Below are 18,612 nucleotides of genomic sequence, written 5' to 3' on the forward strand. Positions count from 1 at the left end.
CACGTGCAACCCCACTGCGGCTTGCACCCCAGGCCGCCGCGTTCTATGCCAACCCCATGCCAAAGGATGCTTTTCTTTCGGTGGACACGTGGGTCTTTGATCTGGACCACACGCTGTATCCGCCATCCGCCCGCCTGTTCGATCTGATCGAGGTGCGTATGACGGCCTATGTCATGCAGGCCTTAGGCGTCGACCGCGCCACCGCAGACCACCTGCGCAAACATTATTGGGCCACCCATGGCACGACGCTGGCGGGGTTGATGCGCGAACATGATGTGGACCCGGCCCGCTATTTGACCGAAGTGCATGATATCCCCATGGACAGCCTGGACCCCGCGCCGCAATTGGCCGCGCAAATCCGCGCCCTGCCGGGCCGCAAGATTGTGTACACCAACGGCTGCGCCCCCTACGCCGAACGGGTTCTGGCCGCGCGCGCCCTTGGCGGGGTGTTTGATGCGATCTACGGAGTGGAAGACGCGGATTTCCTGCCAAAACCAGACCATGCAGCCTTTGACACCGTGTTTCGCAAAGATGGCTTGGCCCCCCAAACCGCGGCCATGTTCGAGGATGATGCACGAAATCTTAAGGTCCCCCATGCGATGGGTATGCGCACCGTGCACGTGGCAGAAACCCGTGGCGCAGGCCAACATATCCATTTCCATACGGATGATCTGGGCGATTTCCTTGCAAAATTGCTCTGACTGGACCTGCGACAATCGGGCCTCTTTCAAACGGGGCAAACACGCTTATTTCAAACATCGTAAACCTTAAGGAGCTTGCCATGACACACGCCGCGAACAGTCCATCAATTCCGCTGTGGCAACGGCTGTTTTTCAAAGTTCCCGTGGTGGGCTGGGTCGCCAAAGATCTGCTCTTTGGCGATAAAAACAACGTCTGGTTCGCACTGATCGCGTTCTTCAGCCTGTGGATGAGCGCCGCACTGACCTTTGGCCTGCCTGGCCTTTACCTGCCCGCCGTGGCCTTGGTGCCTGTTGTTTTCCTGGTGCTTTTGTTGATCACCAAAGGCTAACGCGGCGCTGGCCATTGCGGCTGCAAGGCCGTAGGTTAGACACGGGATAGGGGTGCATGCATGGCCGGTACATATTGTGACATCTTCATCTCTGGCGGAGGCATCGCAGGGCTCACGGCTGCTGCCGCTTTTGGCACTGCCGGATTCGATGTGGTCTGTGTTGATCCCGCGCCCCCCATCACCGAACGCGACGCCCAAGGCGCCGACATGCGCACCACCGCGATGTTGCAGCCCGCGCGCAAGGTTCTTGAAACTGCGGGCCTTTGGGACCGGTTGGCCGACCACGCATCGCCTCTACAGGTCATGCGGATCGTCGATGCAGGCGGCCCCGAACCCGAGGCCCGTTTGGTACGAGATTTCAATGCCTCCGACGTGTCGGACATGCCCTTTGGGTGGAACCTGCCCAACTGGTTGCTGCGCCGCGAAATGGTCGCGCGGCTGAACGATCTGCCCAACGTTGATTTCCGCCCCGGCACCAAAGCCACCAGCCTGTTCACCCGCCAAACCGAAGCGCGCGTTGGCCTGAACGATGGCACCCGTATCCGGGCGCGGTTGGTTGTGGCCGCCGATGGGCGGGCCTCTGCAATGCGGCAGGCCGCGGGGATCAGCGTGCGCACCACCCGCTATGGGCAAAAGGCGCTGGCCTTTGCGGTGACCCACCCCGTCGCGCATGAAAACGTATCGACCGAAGTGCACCGCACCGGCGGGCCCTTCACCTTGGTGCCCCTGCCCGACCGCGAGGGCCAGCCCTGTTCGGCGATTGTCTGGATGGATGACGGGCCGCTATCGCAGGCGCGGTTTGCGCTGGATGTGCCCGCCTTCGAGGCCGAAATATCGGACCGCAGTTGCGGGTTGTTTGGCCCGCTGACCCTAGCCTCGCAGCGCAGCATTTGGCCGATCATCAGCCAACAGGCGGACCGTCTCTCAGCCGAACGTCTGGCCCTGATCGCCGAGGCCGCGCATGTGGTGCCCCCCATCGGTGCACAGGGCCTGAACATGAGCCTCGCCGACACTGCGACACTACTGGATCTGGCGCAGAAACACCCCGAAACCTTGGGCGATCAAACCATGCTGGATGCGTATCACAAGGCACGGCACAATGACATTTCCCTGCGCGTTCAGGGCATTAACATGCTCAATCGCGCCAGTCAGGTGCGCGCACCTATGTTGCGAGACGCACGGGCCACGGCGCTGAATGCACTTTATGCGATGGGGCCAGTGCGCAGAATGTTGATGCAAATGGGGCTGGGGGTCAGCGGATCAGGCGCTCAGAGCACCTGATCAATCACCCGCTGCAACCGGCCCAACGTGCCATCCACGTCGTATAGTTTATCAAGCCCGAACAGACCCAACCGGAAGGTGCGAAAATCTGCGGGTTCGTCACATTGCAACGGCACACCAGCGGCGATTTGCATGCCTTGGGCCGCGAATTTCTTACCGTTTTGCACATCGGCATCGGTGGTATAGCTGACCACCACGCCCGGCGCGCCGAACCCGTCGGCCGCAACAGATGTCACGCCTTTGGCTGCCAACATCGCACGCACGCCAGTGCCCAGCTGCCATTGCGCTTGTTTTAACGTCTCAAACCCATGGTTGCGGGTCTCGATCATCGTGTCGCGAAAGGCGCGCAGGGCATCGGTGGGCATCGTCGCGTGATAGGCATGCCCGCCGTTTTCATAGGCCTGCATGATGCTGTGCCACTTGCCCAAATCAATCGCAAAGCTGTCGGATTGCGTTTCGCCCAAACGGGTCACGGCGCGGTCAGACATCATCACCAACCCGGCGCAGGGCGATGCGGACCACCCCTTTTGCGGCGCCGAAATCAACACATCGACCCCCAGCGCCCACATATCGACCCAAATGCAGCCCGACGCGATGCAATCGAGCACCATCAATGCGCCGACCTTATGGGCCGCATCGGCCATCGCCTTGATGTAGTCATCGGGCAAGATCACGCCCGCGCTGGTTTCCACATGCGGAGCAAAGACAACATCGGGTTTTTGGTCTGCAATGGCGGCGGTGACTTCTTCGATGGGAGTGGGCGCAAAAGGCGACGCCGTGGCGTTGCCCGTCTGGCGTGCCTTTAGCACTGTGGTGTTTGCCGTCAAACCGCCGGTTTCGATGATCTGGCTCCATCGGTAGGAAAACCACCCGTTGCGCACCACCAACGCATCCGTGTTGCGTGCAAATTGCCGCGCGACGGCCTCCATGCCGTAGGTGCCGCCACCGGGGATAATCGCCACAGCGTCGGCCGCGTACACGTCTTTGAGCATCGCGGACAGGTCCGTCATGACGCCCTGAAATGCGGCGCTCATGGAATTCAGCGACCGGTCGGTGAACACAACCGAAAATTCTTCCAACCCGGTCGGGTCAACGGTGTCGAGCAATGCAGGCATGTTAAGATCTCCCTTGGTTAAGGGTAGACCTAGTGCGTCGGTCACCGCTTGGCAAAGCCTAGTTTGCGATATGCACGCGCCCTCGCCCGCCGTTTGTGCCGCATCGGAAACCTGCGCCGCCGACACTAGCCAATTGGGCCGGCACGACGTTCTTCGCTAAGCAGCACGTTGGCTTCGACCTCGCCTGCGCCGGGCAATGTCATGATCCGCCGCCGCAACACGCGCTCGAAATCGGGCAGGTCACGCGCCACAACCCGCAACCGGTAATCATAGAGACCCAGCACATGTTCCACCCGCTGTACCTCGGGGATGGCACTGACCGCGCGTTCAAAATCTTCGAGGCTCACACGGCCTTTGGTGGCCAGCTTGACGCCCAAAAACACCGTGACACCGAACCCCAGCTTTTCAGCATTCAGCCGCAGTTGCCGCCCGCGCAATATGCCTGCGGTTTCCAGTTTACGCATGCGCCGCCACGTCGCCGGCTGCGACAGCCCCAACCTGCGCCCCAATGCGCCCGCACTTTGCGTGGCGTCGCGCGCCAACGCCTGCAGCAACTTGCGATCTATGTCGTCGATGTCGATCATATGGGCAGCGCCTCGTTGCCTTTGATGCGCGCGATCTGCATCAAGGCCTCGATATCGGCGATATGCGGTAAGGTCAAAATTTGTTGCCGGTAGATCGCCTGATAATGCGGCATATCCCGCGCGACGATGTTCAACCGCACGTCCACACGGCCCAAAAACGTCTGAATTTCGGTGACCTCAGCCACCTGCCGCGCCGCTTCGATAAAATCGTCAAAGGCGCGCGATTGCGTTTTGTCCAAGGTCACCCGCAACGACACCTCGACCGCATAGCCCAACGCGGCCCAATCGATCACCGCGCTGACACCTTCGATCACGCCAGTCTCTTGCATGCGGGTCACCCGGCGCGATATTTTGCCCACCGACACGCCAAGGTCTTCGGCCAAATCGGCGGGGCTCAGGCTTGGTTCGGCTTGCCACCGGCGCAACAACCGCCGATCCAGATCATCAAGCATGATTTACCTCAATTAATACAATATGACGCATGATATAATCATAATGGCGTAGATTTGTTCAATATAGATAGCTGTATTTCCGCCAAACCGCCAGTAGATTGCGTGCCAGAACATATGACCAAATGGGAGCGGCGATATGCGCGTTTATTATGATCGCGATTGCGATGTAAATCTGATCAAAGACATGAAAGTGGCCATTCTGGGCTACGGCAGCCAGGGCCACGCCCATGCGCTGAACCTGCGCGACAGCGGCGCGAAAAACGTGGTTGTCGCCCTGCGCGACGGGTCACCATCGACCGCCAAAGCCGAAGGCGAAGGTCTCAAGGTTATGGGCATCGCAGACGCCGCGGCCTGGGCCGACCTGATCATGTTCACCATGCCCGACGAACTGCAGGCCGAAACCTACAAGAAATACGTGCATGACAACATCCGCGAAGGCGCTGCAATTGCTTTTGCCCACGGGTTGAACATCCACTTTGGTCTGATCGAACCCAAAGCGGGCGTTGATGTTATCATGATGGCACCCAAAGGCCCCGGCCACACGGTGCGCGGCGAATACACCAAAGGCGGCGGCGTGCCTTGCCTTGTGGCCGTAAACGAAGACGCATCCGGCAAAGCGCTGGAAATCGGCCTGTCGTATTGCTCTGCCATTGGTGGCGGCCGGTCAGGTATCATCGAAACCAACTTCCGCGAGGAATGCGAAACCGATTTGTTCGGTGAGCAGGCGGTTCTGTGCGGTGGCTTGGTTGAGCTGATCCGGTGTGGTTTTGAAACATTGGTTGAGGCGGGCTATGCCCCCGAAATGGCCTATTTCGAATGCCTGCACGAAGTGAAACTGATCGTCGATCTGATCTATGAAGGCGGCATCGCCAACATGGACTATTCGATCTCGAACACCGCTGAATACGGCCAGTACGTCACCGGGCCACGGATCCTGAAATACGACGAAACCAAAGCGCGTATGAAGGCCGTTCTGGAAGACATCCAACAGGGTAAATTCGTGCGTGACTTCATGCTGGAAAACGCCGTGGGCCAACCGACGATCAAAGCGTCGCGTCGCGCCAACGACGAGCACCAGATCGAAGCAACCGGCGAAACCCTGCGCGGCATGATGCCTTGGATTTCCGCAGGGAAAATGGTCGACAAAGCGAAAAACTGATTATTTATCAGTAATTACACAAAAACGGGGCGGTCACATCCGCCCCGTTTGCGTTAGAGATGTTTTGTTGATGCAGACGCCCCGCCAAGGCGCGCGCTAGAAATCAGCGGCGATGCGCAGATCACGCAGGGGCCGCACAACCCGGATCGATTCCTGATACAGCGGGTGGGATTTATACGCGGTCAGCGCGTCGTGACTGGCGAATTCGGCGTAAACGATGATGTCCACCTCGCCTGAAAGCGCGTCATCGCGCGTGTTCTCGCGCACCTCAAAAAAGTCCGAATGCGGGATATCCGCCAACAGCGACAAGCCCTCGAGGACACGGGGCACATCCGCCTGATTTTTCGCGCTGAAAAAGACGACATGTCGAATATTGGGGCGTCCCGACATCAAAAACCTTTCTGTGATGGGTGCGTGGGCCAGCGAACAGCGGCACACCTACCGACAACGCAGCAGCAGCACCAGAACAAATCAGACATAAGCGCCTCACGCGGCGTTCACCATTTTGGGTGGGGAGTGTGAGCGAAATCGGCGCGGTTTTAACCGACATCTTCGATGGCCGCACGCGCGCCAAATTTAGCCAGCGACCGCGTCCGCGACCGCGTCAACCACACGATCGACGGCGCGCTCCATGAGGGCCGCGTCTTCGTGTTCGGCCATCACGCGCACCAAAGGTTCGGTGCCCGATTTGCGGATCAACAACCGCCCACGCCCGGCCAAATCGGTTTCGGCCTGGGCAATGGCGGCCTTGACGGAGGCGCTGTCCAGCGGTGTTTGGCCTGCAGAAAAGCGGACGTTTTTCAGCAACTGCGGCACCGGCTCGAAATTGTTCAACAGGGTGCTGGCCGCCTGCCCCGACCGGATCATTTCGGCCAAAAACTGCAACCCCGCCATAAGGCCATCGCCCGTGGTGGCATAGTCAGACATCACGATATGGCCCGATTGTTCACCGCCCAAGTTAAACCCACCCGCGCGCATGCGCTCCACCACATAGCGGTCGCCCACTGCGGTACGCTCAAGGTGTAAGCCTTTGTTATTTAGGAAATGTTCCAACCCAAGGTTCGACATCACTGTCGCCACCAACGCGTTGTTTGCCAACCGCCCTTCGGCCGCCCAACGGGCCGCCATCAGCGCCATAAATTGATCGCCGTCGCCGATTTTGCCGGTTTCATCCAGCAAAATCACACGGTCCGCATCGCCATCCAGACAGATGCCCACATCGGCCCCATGGGCAATCACCGTTTCTGCGGCCAATTGGGGATGCGTCGACCCGCAGCCGTCGTTGATGTTATGGCCGTTGGGGTCCACGCCTACGGGGATCACCGTCGCGCCCAATTCCCACAACGCTTCGGGGGCGACACGGTGGCCGGCACCATTGGCGCAATCCACCACCACCTTGAGCCCGTCCAGCGATTGTTGCCGCGGGAAGGATGATTTCACCCGTTCGATATACCGAAAACGCCCATCATCGATGCGTTTGGCCCGCCCGATTTCGGTGGCATCCACAGGCGACACACCGCCCGATATCAGCGCCTCGATCTCGGCCTCGACCTGGTCGGATAGTTTAAACCCATCAGGCCCGAAAAACTTGATGCCATTGTCCGCAGCCGGGTTGTGGCTGGCCGAAATCATCACGCCAAGATCCGCGCGCATCGACCGGGTCAGCAATCCAACCGCAGGCGTCGGCACCGGCCCCAGAAGCAGTACGTTCATACCCGTCGACGTCAGCCCCGCCGTCAGGGCGTTTTCGAACATATACCCAGACAGCCGCGTGTCTTTGCCAATCACAACGCGGTGCACGCTGGATCCATCGCGGCTAAAATAACGGCCCACAGCCGCGCCAATGCGCAACGCCATCTCCGCTGTCATCGGGTGAATATTGGCCATGCCACGCACGCCATCGGTACCAAAAAGCTTATCCATCTGCGTTACCTGCCATGCTGGCGCGCCAAAGTGCAATGGCCTGCGCGGTTTCTGGCACGTCATGTACGCGCACGATTTGTGTCCCATGTTTCAACGCCGCGAGCGCCACCGCCACAGACCCCGGCATGCGTTGATCGGCCGTCTCCGCCCCGCCGAGGGTTCCGATGAACCGTTTGCGCGATGCGCCCAGCAGGATCGGCACGCCCAGACTGTGAAACAATGATACCCGCGCCAGCAGGGCCAGATTGTGATCCAACGTTTTGCCAAAGCCTATCCCCGGGTCCGCGATGATCTGCGTGCGGTCGATGCCCGCCGCCACCAATGCCGCGATCCGGCCGCGCAAAAAGTCATACACATCCAGCAAGACATTGTCGTAGGTGGGGTCGTTTTGCATGGTTGCGGGGTCACCCAGCGCATGCATCACACAGACAGGTGCGGATTGCGCGGCGCATACCGGTGCCAACGCCGGATCAAAGGTAAACCCCGACACGTCGTTGACCAACGTGGCCCCCGCCGCCAACGCCTGCGCCGCGACGGCTGATTTGCGCGTATCAATAGAGATCATCTGGCCGATACCCGCCGCTTTCAAGGCGCGGATCACCGGGGCTGTGCGGTCTATTTCGATGTCATCGGGTACGCGGGCGGCGCCGGGGCGGGTGGATTCGCCGCCCACATCGATGATATCCGCGTGCTGCATCGCCTGCGCCGCCGCGCGCGCCGCCGCAACGGACATGTGCCGCCCGCCATCAGAAAAGCTATCTGGGGTCACGTTCAAGATGCCCATAGTGCGCGGGCGCGCCATCGTCAGCCCGGCCACCGCGGCCCGCGGGGCGGTCAGCGGGGCAAGCGCGTCAGGCGCGACATCACAGACGGGCCTGATCTGGGGGGGCGCGTCCCGCGACAAGATCTCGACGTGGGTGAACCACCCCCATCCCCCGGCCAGTTGCACCGCATCATCCGGGCGCGCCGCGTCAACCTGCACTATCGGGCGTACATACTTGCCCATCCGTCAGAGCGTTGTTTGATCTGCGGACAAACAGCGCAACCGCACTGGCGTATCGTGCGGTGCGGTGTCGCCAATGACGATCATCTCGGGGGCATCAAATGTATCGGCAAACCACGCGGCCAAGGCGACGGCATCGCGCGGATCCACCGGCCCATCAACGGCGTCCAATACGATCTTGGACGGCGCCCACACACAGGTCTGGCCATTGCGCATCGCCCAATCCAATTCGGTGCGGGTGTCGACCACCACACATCGCGCGTCTTTGGCCGCCAGCACCCAAGCGTTTTGTTCAATCGTCAGCAGATCTATCCGCCGTTGGGCCATTTTATGCGGGACCTGCGGCGCCGGTGCCTCGGACGGGCCTACGCAGAAAATCACCGGTTTGCCGCTGGCTTCCAGCTGGTCGATCCAGCCGGTCAGATGCGGCGACGCGATTGCAGCGTTGCTCAGATACACCAGTTCGGGCTGCGGCGCGGGCTCTTCCTCGGCGCGCAAAGGTGCGCTGTGTTGGCGCGCGCGCATGATCTCGACCCCCAAGGCACCGGGCCCACGATCCAGTTTTTCAATGCGCACGAAGGTCCGCATGGCTTGGGGTTCCAGCAATATCCGTTCGGCCACCCGTTCGGCCAGAGTTTCAAGCAGGTTGAGCCGTTCATCCGCCAGCTCAAACGCGATCGCCTCTGTGACCTTATCATAGCTCAGAATACGGTCGACATCGTCGTCAATGGGCCCGGTCAGGGGCCGCACCTCGACGACAATGTTGAAACAAATGCGTTGGGTGACGCCCCGTTCGGCCTGAAACGCGCCGATCTCTATATCGACGGTGTGGTCGCGCACCGAAATACGGTCAAACGGATCACCATCTGCGGTGGCTTCGGCACGTTCAGACGGATGCGCAAAGGCAAGTTTGATCTCGGAACTCATGGGCGGGCCTTTCAGCAAGAACAAGCGTCACAATAGACAACGCCCGCCCTTTAACAGTCTTCAGACCGACCCGCCAAGACCTCAATGCGTCACTTGCTGGCGGTGCGCCATGTGTGACGGTAAAAGATGTGCACCCCGATGGCGGCTGTCTTGGTGTAGACGCGGCTCCAACGTGGGTTCACGGCCGTAGTGTGGTAATGGGTGGCGCCCTTAGTTAGCTCTGGCGCGGCGCCGTCAAGAGCCACACGTGCCACTTTCGACACCCGCTCAAATGCGCGCTCTTCTGCGATGATCTCTTTGTGCCCATCGCAGGTATAGGTGAACTGGCATTGGTATTTCTTACCGGTGCCTTGGTGGATTACACCACAGGCAGACGATGGAAACCGTTCAGACGCGACGCGGTTCATGATGACTTCGGCGACAGCGAACTGCCCTTTTACGGTCTCGCCACGGGCTTCGAAGTAAATAGCTTCAGCCAAACATTGCCATTCGTCACCGCCCTGCGGCGCGGGCTGTTCGTCGATCCACTGTCTGGAAAACTCGACCTCAACCGGCGGCGTGACCTGCAGCTTGGTCTCTACCATCCGGCGTGTGGTGATCGCACGTAGATCAACACTGGCCTCTGTGCGAGGCGCATCCGCCTGCCGTGCCACCGCGATATCCCCAAAAATAGAGCCTACAGCGAGCCCCACACATAACGAAAAAGTTGCCTTGAAAAAAGTCCGCATAATACGTCCCCCAACGTCACATCAATGACGCTGCTCTACCGAACATAAAGGTTGACGTAAAGTTTACGCACTTCAACATGGTTAATGCCGGGGCGGGTGTGCTTAATTTGAACCTATTGCGACCACAACATGTTGTGTCGCACCACACCATTCCTACCCTATATTGTCTCCGATCGCCAGTTGTGCGGCAGCTAGTCGCGCCACGGGGACCCGGAAGGGTGAACAGGACACATAGTCAAAACCCGCATCCCGACAGAAAGAAATCGATTCGGGGTTGCCCCCATGTTCGCCGCAGATCGACAATGTGACCCCCGGTTGCGCGTCCCGCCCCCGGTCTGCGCCCAGTTTCAGCAGCTCGCCGACGCCATCGGTATCGAGCACATGAAACGGGTCTTCGGGAAACACGCCTTGCTGCACATACTGCGACATAAACCGGCCCGCATCATCGCGCGATAACCCGTAAGCCATCTGTGTCAGATCATTGGTGCCAAAGCTGAGGAATGCACAATAAGGTGCGATCTCGGCGGTGCGCAATGCGGCGCGGGGGGTCTCGACCATGACACCCAACCGGTAATCAAAGTCCTGTTCTTGTTCCGTGCGCACAGCCGCGGCCACCGCATCGATAGAGGTCTTGACCAACTCGACCTCGCGGCGCGCAGACACCAACGGGATCATGATCTCGGGCACCACGGCCGGGCCATCAACGCTGGCCGCCACCGCGGCCTCAAAGATCGCACGGGCCTGCATCTCGTATATTTCCGGCACAGTGACGCCCAACCGCACCCCGCGCAGCCCCAACATGGGGTTATATTCAGACATCGCCTCGATCCGCAGTGTCACGTCAGACAGCGGCAGATCCAGCGCGTCGGCCAATTCCCGTTGGCCGGTGCCATCCCGTGGTAAAAATTCGTGCAAGGGCGGGTCAAACAGACGAATACACACCGGTTGCCCATCCATGATCCGAAACAGCTGGGTGAAATCGTCGCGTTGCATCGGCAACAAGCGCTCCAACACGGCGCGGCGGTCTTTGGACGTTTCGGCAAAGATCATCTCGCGCATCACGGTCAGGCGGCCGGGATCAAAGAACATATGTTCGGTGCGGCACAGCCCAATGCCCTGCGCGTTGAAATTGCGCGCGGTCTGGGCATCTGCGGGCGTATCTGCGTTCGCACGAATGCCGATATCGCAAAAATCGGTGGCCCAATCCATCAGCTTTTGGAAACTCTCGTCCAATGCCGCTTCGCGCATCTGCGGGGCGCCTGCCAGTACCTGCCCCGTGGATCCATCCACCGTAATCGTTTCGCCGGCGGTGAACACACGACCGTCTTGCGCGATCAGTTGGGTCTTGCTGCGATTGAACCGCATGTTCGACGCGCCCACCACGCAGGGCAACCCGATACCGCGCCCGATTACGGCGGCGTGGCTGGTAATACCCCCCCGCTCGGTCAGCACGCCTTGAGCCGCATGCATGCCGCGAATGTCCTCAGGCGAGGTTTCGCGTCGCACCAATATGCACGGCTCAGCCCGCGCGGCACTGGCCTGCGCTTCGGCGGCGGTGAACACAATCTGACCCGTCGCAGCACCGGGACTGGCCGCAATGCCGCGCCCGATGATGTCGCGTTTGGCGGTGTGGCTGACCTGCCGGTGCAGCAATTCTGACAGGGTCCGTGGCGGCACACGCATCAGCGCCTCGGCCTGCGAAATGACCCCATCCTCGGCCAAATGCACCGCAATACGCACCGCCGCCTGACTGGAGCGCACCACGCGCACCCCATCCAAGATAAACAGCGCACCGTCCTCGATGACAAATTCGACCTGCATTTCTTCGCGCAGTTTGACCCGCATCAACGCCGCGTGCGCCTTAAGCGCGTCAAACGCGTCGGGGGCCAGATCTTCCAGCGACGGGCCACGCGGATCGCGGCTTAGGTACAGGGCTGCGGCATCCCCTTCGAGGGCATCGCGGCCTTGGCTTTGGCTTAGGTATCGCCCGGTGATCTGCGGCAGCCCGGTGTCGCTGTCGACCAGTTGCAACACGCCTGATCCGCATTCCCCCGTGCCCAGCCCCAGCGCCATTTCCTGCACCACAAGGCCCAACCCCGCATCAGCAGGCGCGCCCTTGGCTTGCCGCAAAAGCCGTGCCGTCGTACCATCCCATGCCCGCGCCATAGATTTCAAAACAGCGGCCAGTTGCTCTGCCCGGCTGGCCGGAAACGGCTCGTCCAGTTCTGCCTCATAGGCGCGCAGCGACGCCTGAAGCGCGTCTGCCCCCCCGCCCGTCACGTCCTCAAACATGTCCGGATCCAACCGCGCCACATCCACCGCATAGGTCTGCACAAACCGCGTATATATCGCCTGTGCCGCGTCATGCCCCAACCGCGCAGCCAAGCCTTCGAACCGCGTGGCGTTCATACCAATGTTCAACACCGCGCCCGGGCCACCCCAATCGGGGTCCTCAGAAGACGGGCGCACACACAGCAGCGCGCCTTTGGAAAACTGCGACACAATCGCAGCGATATCAGGCAGTTCGCCCTTGGCGATCCGCTGTACCGCATCAAACGACAACGCCACCGTGCGCGGCACAGGCAGCTCGAGCCGCACCAGCCGTTGTAGGCATTTCGCCCGCCCACCATGCGTGGTATTTGCGATGGGGGCCGTGGCGGTCACGAGGGTCGTATGCGGGTTATTCTGCACTGCAGCATTCCTATAGTTCAGGTGCAGCATAGGCTGTTAACCATAACTAACAACCCTTGCTGCGGGGCCGCATCAGCCCTCGATGCGCGTCAAATCTGCCACCGACGTACACAGTGTCGTAATCCGGCTGAGCAGGTTCAGGCGATTGCGCCGCACGGTGCCATTGTCTGCGTTGACCTGCACCGCCTCGAAAAACGCATCAATCGGCGCGCGCAACCCGGCCATCGCCGTCATTGCAACAGCGAAATCTTGGCTTATCATCGCCGGTGTGATCTGCGCGTCTGCCGCATCAAGCGCGGTGAACAATGCGCGTTCTTCATCGGTTTCGGCGAATTTCACATCGGCCCCGTAGGAATATTCCACCCCATCGGCCTCTTGCGCTTGGGTCAGGATGTTGTTGGCGCGTTTGAACACTTGAATGAGGTTTTCCCCATCGTCGGTTTTCAACACGTCCGACAAGGCCCGCGCCCGTTTGACAAGCAACGTCAGGTCATCATTGCCGTCCATCGCGATGCACGCATCGATGATGTCATGGCGGATGCCTTGATCGCGCAGGTACACTTTGAGACGGTCGTGCAAGAACGACAGAAGGTTCATGTCCAGCTCAGGGCCGGAGGCATGATCCGCCTCATCGCCGTAGTCGGCACCGTTCAGGGCAAGGCCCGCGTGCAGATACGTCAGGAAATTGGCCGACAGATTATTTTCAAGCACAAGCCGGATCACCCCCAACGCCGCCCGCCGCAATGCAAAGGGGTCCTTGCTGCCGGTCGGTTTTTCGTCAATCGCCCAGAACCCGGCCAACGTGTCGATTTTGTCGGCCAACGCCACGGCCACAGACACCGGCGCGGTGGGCACGTCATCTGATGGGCCAAGGGGGGAGTAATGCTCTTGGGCGGCGGCGGCTACGGCCGCGTCTTGGCCCAACGCATCGATGTAATATCGTCCCATAAGCCCTTGTAATTCGGGGAACTCATAGACCATTTCTGACGATAAATCAGCCTTGGCCAAACGGGCCGCACGTTCGGCTTGGTCGGCATCGGCACCCACCACCGGCGCCAATTTGCGCGCCAATGCTGCGATGCGGTCGATCCGTTCCGCTTGAGTGCCCAGTTTGGCATGGAAGGTCACGTTTTTCAGCTGCTCCAGCCAAGGGTCCATCCCCGCTTTGGCCACGCGCAGATCGTTTTCCCAGAAGAATTTCGCATCCGCCAACCGTGCAGACAGCACCTTTTCGTTGCCCGCCAGAATGGTCGCGCCATTGTCCGCCGTGTCGCGGTTGGCCACTGTGATGAACCGCTCAATCCGGCCCGTCTTGGGGTGGCGCACGGAAAAGAACTTTTGGTGTTCTTTCATCGAGGTCTGCAACACCTCTGCGGGCAGGCCCAGAAAATCATCCGCGATCTTGCCCATCAACACCACAGGCCATTCCACCAGCCCCGACACTTCGGCCAAAAGGCCTGCATCTTCGACAACCTCAAGTCCGTTGGCAAAGGCCATGTTGGTGGCGTCGTGCCAGATCGCATCGGCCCGTTCGGCCGGGTCCAGCACCACAAAGGCGCGCTTTAGCTTTGCGCTGTAATCCTCAAAGGACCTTACAGAAAATGCATCCTCTGCCATAAACCGGTGCCCTGCCGTGCGATCGCCCGACGAAATACCGCCAACCTCAAACGGCACCACTTCGGCGCCCGCCTCATCGGTCAGAATACACAAGATCGACTGCAAGGGCCGCACCCAGCGCAACGTGCCAGCGCCCCACCGCATGGATTTGGGCCACGGAAACCCACGGATCGTTTTTTCGAGCGTCTCAGCAATGATATCAGCCGCCGGGCGGCCCGGCTTTTCGATGCGCGCGAACAACACAGGCCCCTTGGGCGTGTCGCGTTCTTCCAGCTGGTCGCGGGTCAGGCCCGCACCGCGCAAAAAGCCCTCGATGGCTTTGTCGGGCGCGCCTGCTTTGGGGCCTTTGCGTTCTTCGACCGTGGCGGGGCTGGCGGCCAGCACATCCGACACGGACAACGTCAGGCGGCGCGGCGTGGAAAACGCAGCCGCTGAGGCATAGGTCAACCCGGCCTCGACCATACCATCGGTGACCAGTTTTTTCAGGTCATCAGCCGCACGGCGCTGCATCCGCGCAGGGATTTCTTCAGAGAAGAGTTCAATCAGCAGGTCAGGCATCAGGTGTCATCCAGTCTTGGGCATTCCTCGCCCACAATCGTTCCGTCATAGGCTTTGTCGCCACAATCGTTCAACTCGTGCCAGATATAGCCGCGCCCGTCGTCGGTGATCACCACAATCCGGTCCACGCCAAAGGCCACGTTTTTCTGCCCCAAAAACGGCAGCGCCGTACCTGCGGCCAGTTCGGCGGCAATCTTTGCGGCATCGAAACACTCAAACCACGGCGGGGCATTGCGCGGTGTTACACTGTCCAGCCCCACGTAGGTTTCGGTCAACATGGGCAGGCTGGCGGGTGTCTCAAAACAGGCGCGAAACCGGATGGGCGAGCTGTCGGCGTCGATCGCCTCAATGGCGCCCGTGCGGATCGGTTCGGGCTGGTCCGACACGACCGACACAAGCTGCACCTCGTCGAGCTGCGCGGACACCTCATCATAGAACCCGTAAATTTGAAGGTAATAAAGCGCCGCACCCGCCGCCACCGACGATATCAAAATAGCGCTGCTCACGATCTTGCCATTCATGTTGCGGTGTCCGGTGTCCAGCCGCCCGCGCGGGTTTGCACAAAGGCATCCGCACATAGCTTGGACAGCGTCCGAACCCGCCCGATATAGGCCTGCCGTTCGGTCACCGAAATCACGCCGCGCGCGTCCAGCAGGTTAAACAGATGGCTGGCCTTGATGCATTGGTCATAGGCCGGGTGCACCATCACGATGCGCTTGCCGGTTTTGGGGTCGTCATACGGGGCCTCAAGAATTTCACGGCAATGGGTTTCGGCCTCGTCAAAATGGCGCAGCAACACATCGGTGTCAGCGGTGTCGAAATTCCAACGCGCGAATTCTTCTTCGGTCTGTTTGAAGATGTCGCCGTAGCTCAGCGCGATAGGGGTCTGTGGGTCGTTGAACGGCATGTCCATCACGTGGTCGATGCCCAAGACGTACATCGCCAGCCGTTCTAAACCATAGGTCAATTCGCCCGAAACGGGGTGGCAATCATGACCGCCGACCTGTTGGAAATAGGTGAATTGGCTGACTTCCATACCGTCGCACCACACTTCCCAGCCCAGACCCCACGCGCCCAATGTCGGGCTTTCCCAGTCGTCTTCGACAAAGCGGATGTCGTGCAGGTCCATATCGATCCCGATGGCCCGCAGCGACCCCAGATACAGGTCTTGCAGGTCCGGTGGGCTGGGTTTGATCAGCACCTGATATTGGTAGTAGTGCTGCAACCGGTTGGGGTTTTCACCATAGCGCCCATCGGTCGGGCGGCGCGAGGGTTGCACGTAGGCGGCGGCCCAGGGTTGCGTGCCCAGCGACCGCAGCGTTGTGGCCGGGTGAAATGTGCCTGCGCCGACCTCCATGTCGTAGGGTTGCAGCACCGCGCAGCCCTTGGCCGCCCAGTAGTTTTGCAACCTCAGGATGATCTCCTGAAACGATTTCGGTGCGTCTGTAGTTTTGGACATGGGGGAACGGCCTCGGGTGATCTTGCGCGCCTTACCTACGTGGGTGTGCGAGGTGCGTCAATCGCGCCACGGGTGATATTTGTCAGGTCTTTGTCTTATGGCCAATCCCCGCGTTTCCTGATTATGTATGCGCGATATTTTGGGACCAAAAGTGAGCAATCAGATGATCCGGTTTTTAATGGTGTGTGTGGCAACATTGGCCATCGTTGGTCCGGGTGCGCGTGCCCAATCAGATGCGGCGTCCAGCTGGGTGCAAATCGAGGCACAACCGAACCTGGAAAACGGCCTACGCCGGGCGCAGACCTATGCGCGCGACCTTGACGACATCAACGGGTTCGCGCTTGGCGGTGGCTGGTATGCTGTGCTATTGGGCCCCTACGACCCTCAGCAAGCCGAACAGGTTTTGCGCCAATACCGGTCAAACGGGTCGATCCCCCGCGACAGCTATATCGTCGCTGGTTCAGCGCTTCAGCAGCGGTTCTTCCCGCCGCAAACGGCTGTGCAACCCGCCGCCCCAGCCCCAGTCCCTGTCCCGCAGCCCTTGCCCGTGGTGCCACAGCCACCAGTGCCCGTGGTGCAAGATGTCGCGCCTAGGGTCGCCCCGGTGATCCTTGACGACACGCCCCAAACCGTCGCGGCATCGCCCGTAGGCCCAGAAGAAACCACCACCCAAGCCCGCCAAAGCGAGCGCGCCCTAACCCCGCAAGACCGCCGCGCGCTGCAAACTGCGCTGCAATGGGCGGGCTTTTACACATCCACCATCGATGGCGCCTTTGGCCGGGGTACCCGCACGTCGATGGCCGCGTGGCAGACGGCCAATGGCTTGACGCCCACCGGCGTGTTGACCACCCGCCAACGCGCGACCTTGCTGCAACAATACAACGCCCTGCTCGAAGGGTTGGGCCTGCGCCGCGTCTCGGACACCGAAACCGGTATCGAACTCACGCTGCCCACCGCCGTTGTTCAGTTTGATCGCTACGATCCCCCGTTTGCACAATTTACCGCCACCGCCCCTGACGGCCCGCAAGTGCTGCTGATCAGTCAGGCGGGTGACGCGGGCACGCTGGCGGGGCTCTATGAGGTGATGCAAACCCTCGAGATCGTTCCGCTGGACGGCCCCCGCACCCTAAGACGCGACGGGTTTGAGCTGGTTGGGCGCAACGCCCAGATCATCAGCGAGACCCGCGTGCAACTATCTGGTGGCCAGATCAAAGGGTTCACCGTTGTTTGGCCCGCGGGCGACGAAGATCGCCGCGCGCGGTTGATCGGCCAGATGCAGGCCAGTTTCAACCGGCTGCCCGGCGTGCTTGACCCCGCGGCGGGCGCGGCTGCGGACCAACAGATTGATCTGGTGGCGGGGCTGCAAATCCGCAAACCACGGCTGTCGCGGTCGGGCTTTTACGTCGATGCGCGCGGCACCGTGGTGACCACATCCGATGTGGTGCAAAGCTGTAGCCGCATCACGCTTGACGACGAAACAGACGCAACTGCGCGCGTCGTAGATGCGGATCTTGGCATCGCCGTTCTGACCCCGGCGCAGCCCCTCGCTCCGCCGTCTGTGGCGCAGTTCAGCACGACGCCGCCGCGCCTGCAATCTGACGTCGCAGTGGCGGGGTATTCTTACGAAGGCGTGTTGGATGCCGCCAGCATGACCTTCGGCACCTTGGCAGATCTGCGTGGGTTGAACGGCGAGAGCACGCTGAACCGGCTCAATCTGACATCCCTGCCCGGGGATAGCGGCGGGCCAGTGTTTGACCCAGCGGGCGGCCTTTTGGGCATGGTACTGCCGCGCGACGGCGGGCAGCGGCAAATGCCAAAAGATGTGACCTTTGCCTTAGCCGGGGCGGCCATCATGGATGTGTTGGCACAGGCCGACGTGGCGCCAACGCAGGCCGTTGCACCCCAACGCCAAGCCCCAGAAGACATCACCGCCCGCGCGGTTGATATGACCGTTTTGGTGAGCTGCTGGGAGTAAAGATAAAACTGTCTCAAATCGACGCTAAAGATCGGCCCTGCACACCGCTGCTGTTTGCATTGCCTTAACTTGCTACGTCCATGATCTGTCTGTGTGGGGGCACATTGTAC

At 60.6% G+C, this 18,612-nt stretch carries 17 protein-coding genes; 5 read left to right on the forward strand and 12 right to left on the reverse strand.

From position 1 onward, the window contains the following. Positions 1 to 56: 56 nt before the first annotated feature. The 3 genes from ABJH13_RS07700 (at position 57) to ABJH13_RS07710 (ending at position 2,311) form a co-directional block, all read left to right on the forward strand. Positions 57 to 701, forward strand: coding sequence for a pyrimidine 5'-nucleotidase (locus ABJH13_RS07700; protein WP_348405637.1), 645 nt, complete (start codon positions 57 to 59; stop codon positions 699 to 701). 80 nt (positions 702 to 781) lie between these two features. Continuing rightward, on the forward strand, positions 782 to 1,030 hold the full coding sequence (locus tag ABJH13_RS07705; protein ID WP_348405638.1) for a hypothetical protein: 249 nt from the start codon (positions 782 to 784) through the stop codon (positions 1,028 to 1,030). A 60-nt stretch (positions 1,031 to 1,090) separates the two neighbouring features. Beyond that, the gene (locus tag ABJH13_RS07710) at positions 1,091 to 2,311 is read left to right on the forward strand and encodes a UbiH/UbiF family hydroxylase (protein WP_348405639.1); all 1,221 of its coding nucleotides are present in this window, start codon (positions 1,091 to 1,093) and stop codon (positions 2,309 to 2,311) included. Here ABJH13_RS07710 and ABJH13_RS07715 read toward each other — a convergent pair. The 3 genes from ABJH13_RS07715 to ABJH13_RS07725 form a co-directional block, all read right to left on the reverse strand. Further along, positions 2,299 to 3,426: an aminotransferase class V-fold PLP-dependent enzyme gene (locus tag ABJH13_RS07715; protein ID WP_348405640.1), complete on the reverse strand. Its 1,128-nt coding sequence runs from the start codon at positions 3,424 to 3,426 to the stop codon at positions 2,299 to 2,301. The genes ABJH13_RS07710 and ABJH13_RS07715 overlap by 13 nt on opposite strands. A 125-nt stretch (positions 3,427 to 3,551) precedes the next feature. Continuing rightward, complete coding sequence (locus ABJH13_RS07720; protein WP_348405641.1) at positions 3,552 to 4,010, reverse strand: Lrp/AsnC family transcriptional regulator; 459 nt, start codon at positions 4,008 to 4,010, stop codon at positions 3,552 to 3,554. Continuing rightward, positions 4,007 to 4,462 (reverse strand): Lrp/AsnC family transcriptional regulator, encoded by a 456-nt coding sequence (locus tag ABJH13_RS07725; RefSeq protein WP_348405642.1) that lies wholly within the window; start codon positions 4,460 to 4,462, stop codon positions 4,007 to 4,009. The genes ABJH13_RS07720 and ABJH13_RS07725 overlap by 4 nt, the downstream gene beginning before the upstream one ends. Positions 4,463 to 4,598: 136 nt before the next feature. Here ABJH13_RS07725 and ilvC point away from each other — a divergent pair, with 136 nt between their 5' ends. Then, positions 4,599 to 5,621 carry a ketol-acid reductoisomerase gene (gene ilvC / locus ABJH13_RS07730; RefSeq protein ID WP_348405643.1) on the forward strand — a complete coding sequence of 341 codons (1,023 nt, stop codon included), beginning with the start codon at positions 4,599 to 4,601 and terminating at the stop codon, positions 5,619 to 5,621. A gap of 96 nt (positions 5,622 to 5,717) precedes the next feature. Here the strand turns inward: ilvC and ABJH13_RS07735 are convergent, their stop codons facing one another. The 9 genes from ABJH13_RS07735 to ABJH13_RS07775 all read right to left on the reverse strand — a co-directional run bounded on the left by ABJH13_RS07735 (position 5,718) and on the right by ABJH13_RS07775 (position 16,527). Further along, on the reverse strand, positions 5,718 to 6,011 hold the full coding sequence (locus tag ABJH13_RS07735; protein WP_348405644.1) for a Dabb family protein: 294 nt from the start codon (positions 6,009 to 6,011) through the stop codon (positions 5,718 to 5,720). 186 nt (positions 6,012 to 6,197) lie between these two features. Next, positions 6,198 to 7,544 carry a phosphoglucosamine mutase gene (glmM, locus tag ABJH13_RS07740; protein WP_348405645.1) on the reverse strand — a complete coding sequence of 449 codons (1,347 nt, stop codon included), beginning with the start codon at positions 7,542 to 7,544 and terminating at the stop codon, positions 6,198 to 6,200. Then, positions 7,537 to 8,550, reverse strand: coding sequence for a dihydropteroate synthase (gene folP / locus ABJH13_RS07745; protein ID WP_348405646.1), 1,014 nt, complete (start codon positions 8,548 to 8,550; stop codon positions 7,537 to 7,539). Before folP ends, glmM begins: the two co-directional genes overlap by 8 nt. Positions 8,551 to 8,553: 3 nt before the next feature. Continuing rightward, positions 8,554 to 9,474 (reverse strand): dihydroneopterin aldolase, encoded by a 921-nt coding sequence (locus ABJH13_RS07750; protein WP_348405647.1) that lies wholly within the window; start codon positions 9,472 to 9,474, stop codon positions 8,554 to 8,556. 89 nt (positions 9,475 to 9,563) lie between these two features. Then, positions 9,564 to 10,202 carry a cell wall hydrolase gene (locus ABJH13_RS07755; protein ID WP_348405648.1) on the reverse strand — a complete coding sequence of 213 codons (639 nt, stop codon included), beginning with the start codon at positions 10,200 to 10,202 and terminating at the stop codon, positions 9,564 to 9,566. Between the two features lie 153 nt (positions 10,203 to 10,355). Continuing rightward, positions 10,356 to 12,923: a putative PEP-binding protein gene (locus ABJH13_RS07760; RefSeq protein WP_348405649.1), complete on the reverse strand. Its 2,568-nt coding sequence runs from the start codon at positions 12,921 to 12,923 to the stop codon at positions 10,356 to 10,358. A 42-nt stretch (positions 12,924 to 12,965) separates the two neighbouring features. Next, the gene (gene glyS / locus ABJH13_RS07765) at positions 12,966 to 15,068 is read right to left on the reverse strand and encodes a glycine--tRNA ligase subunit beta (RefSeq protein ID WP_348405650.1); all 2,103 of its coding nucleotides are present in this window, start codon (positions 15,066 to 15,068) and stop codon (positions 12,966 to 12,968) included. Next, positions 15,068 to 15,589, reverse strand: coding sequence for a DUF6446 family protein (locus ABJH13_RS07770; RefSeq protein WP_348405651.1), 522 nt, complete (start codon positions 15,587 to 15,589; stop codon positions 15,068 to 15,070). Before ABJH13_RS07770 ends, glyS begins: the two co-directional genes overlap by 1 nt. Continuing rightward, positions 15,586 to 16,527 carry a glycine--tRNA ligase subunit alpha gene (locus ABJH13_RS07775; protein WP_348405652.1) on the reverse strand — a complete coding sequence of 314 codons (942 nt, stop codon included), beginning with the start codon at positions 16,525 to 16,527 and terminating at the stop codon, positions 15,586 to 15,588. Before ABJH13_RS07775 ends, ABJH13_RS07770 begins: the two co-directional genes overlap by 4 nt. 163 nt (positions 16,528 to 16,690) lie before the next feature. Between ABJH13_RS07775 and ABJH13_RS07780 the strand changes: the two genes are divergently transcribed. Next, positions 16,691 to 18,502 carry a trypsin-like peptidase domain-containing protein gene (locus ABJH13_RS07780; protein ID WP_348405653.1) on the forward strand — a complete coding sequence of 604 codons (1,812 nt, stop codon included), beginning with the start codon at positions 16,691 to 16,693 and terminating at the stop codon, positions 18,500 to 18,502. The last annotated feature ends 110 nt before the right edge of the window (positions 18,503 to 18,612 follow it).

The organism is Roseobacter sp. (assembly GCF_039970775.1).
Classification (GTDB): Bacteria; Pseudomonadota; Alphaproteobacteria; order Rhodobacterales; family Rhodobacteraceae; genus Roseobacter.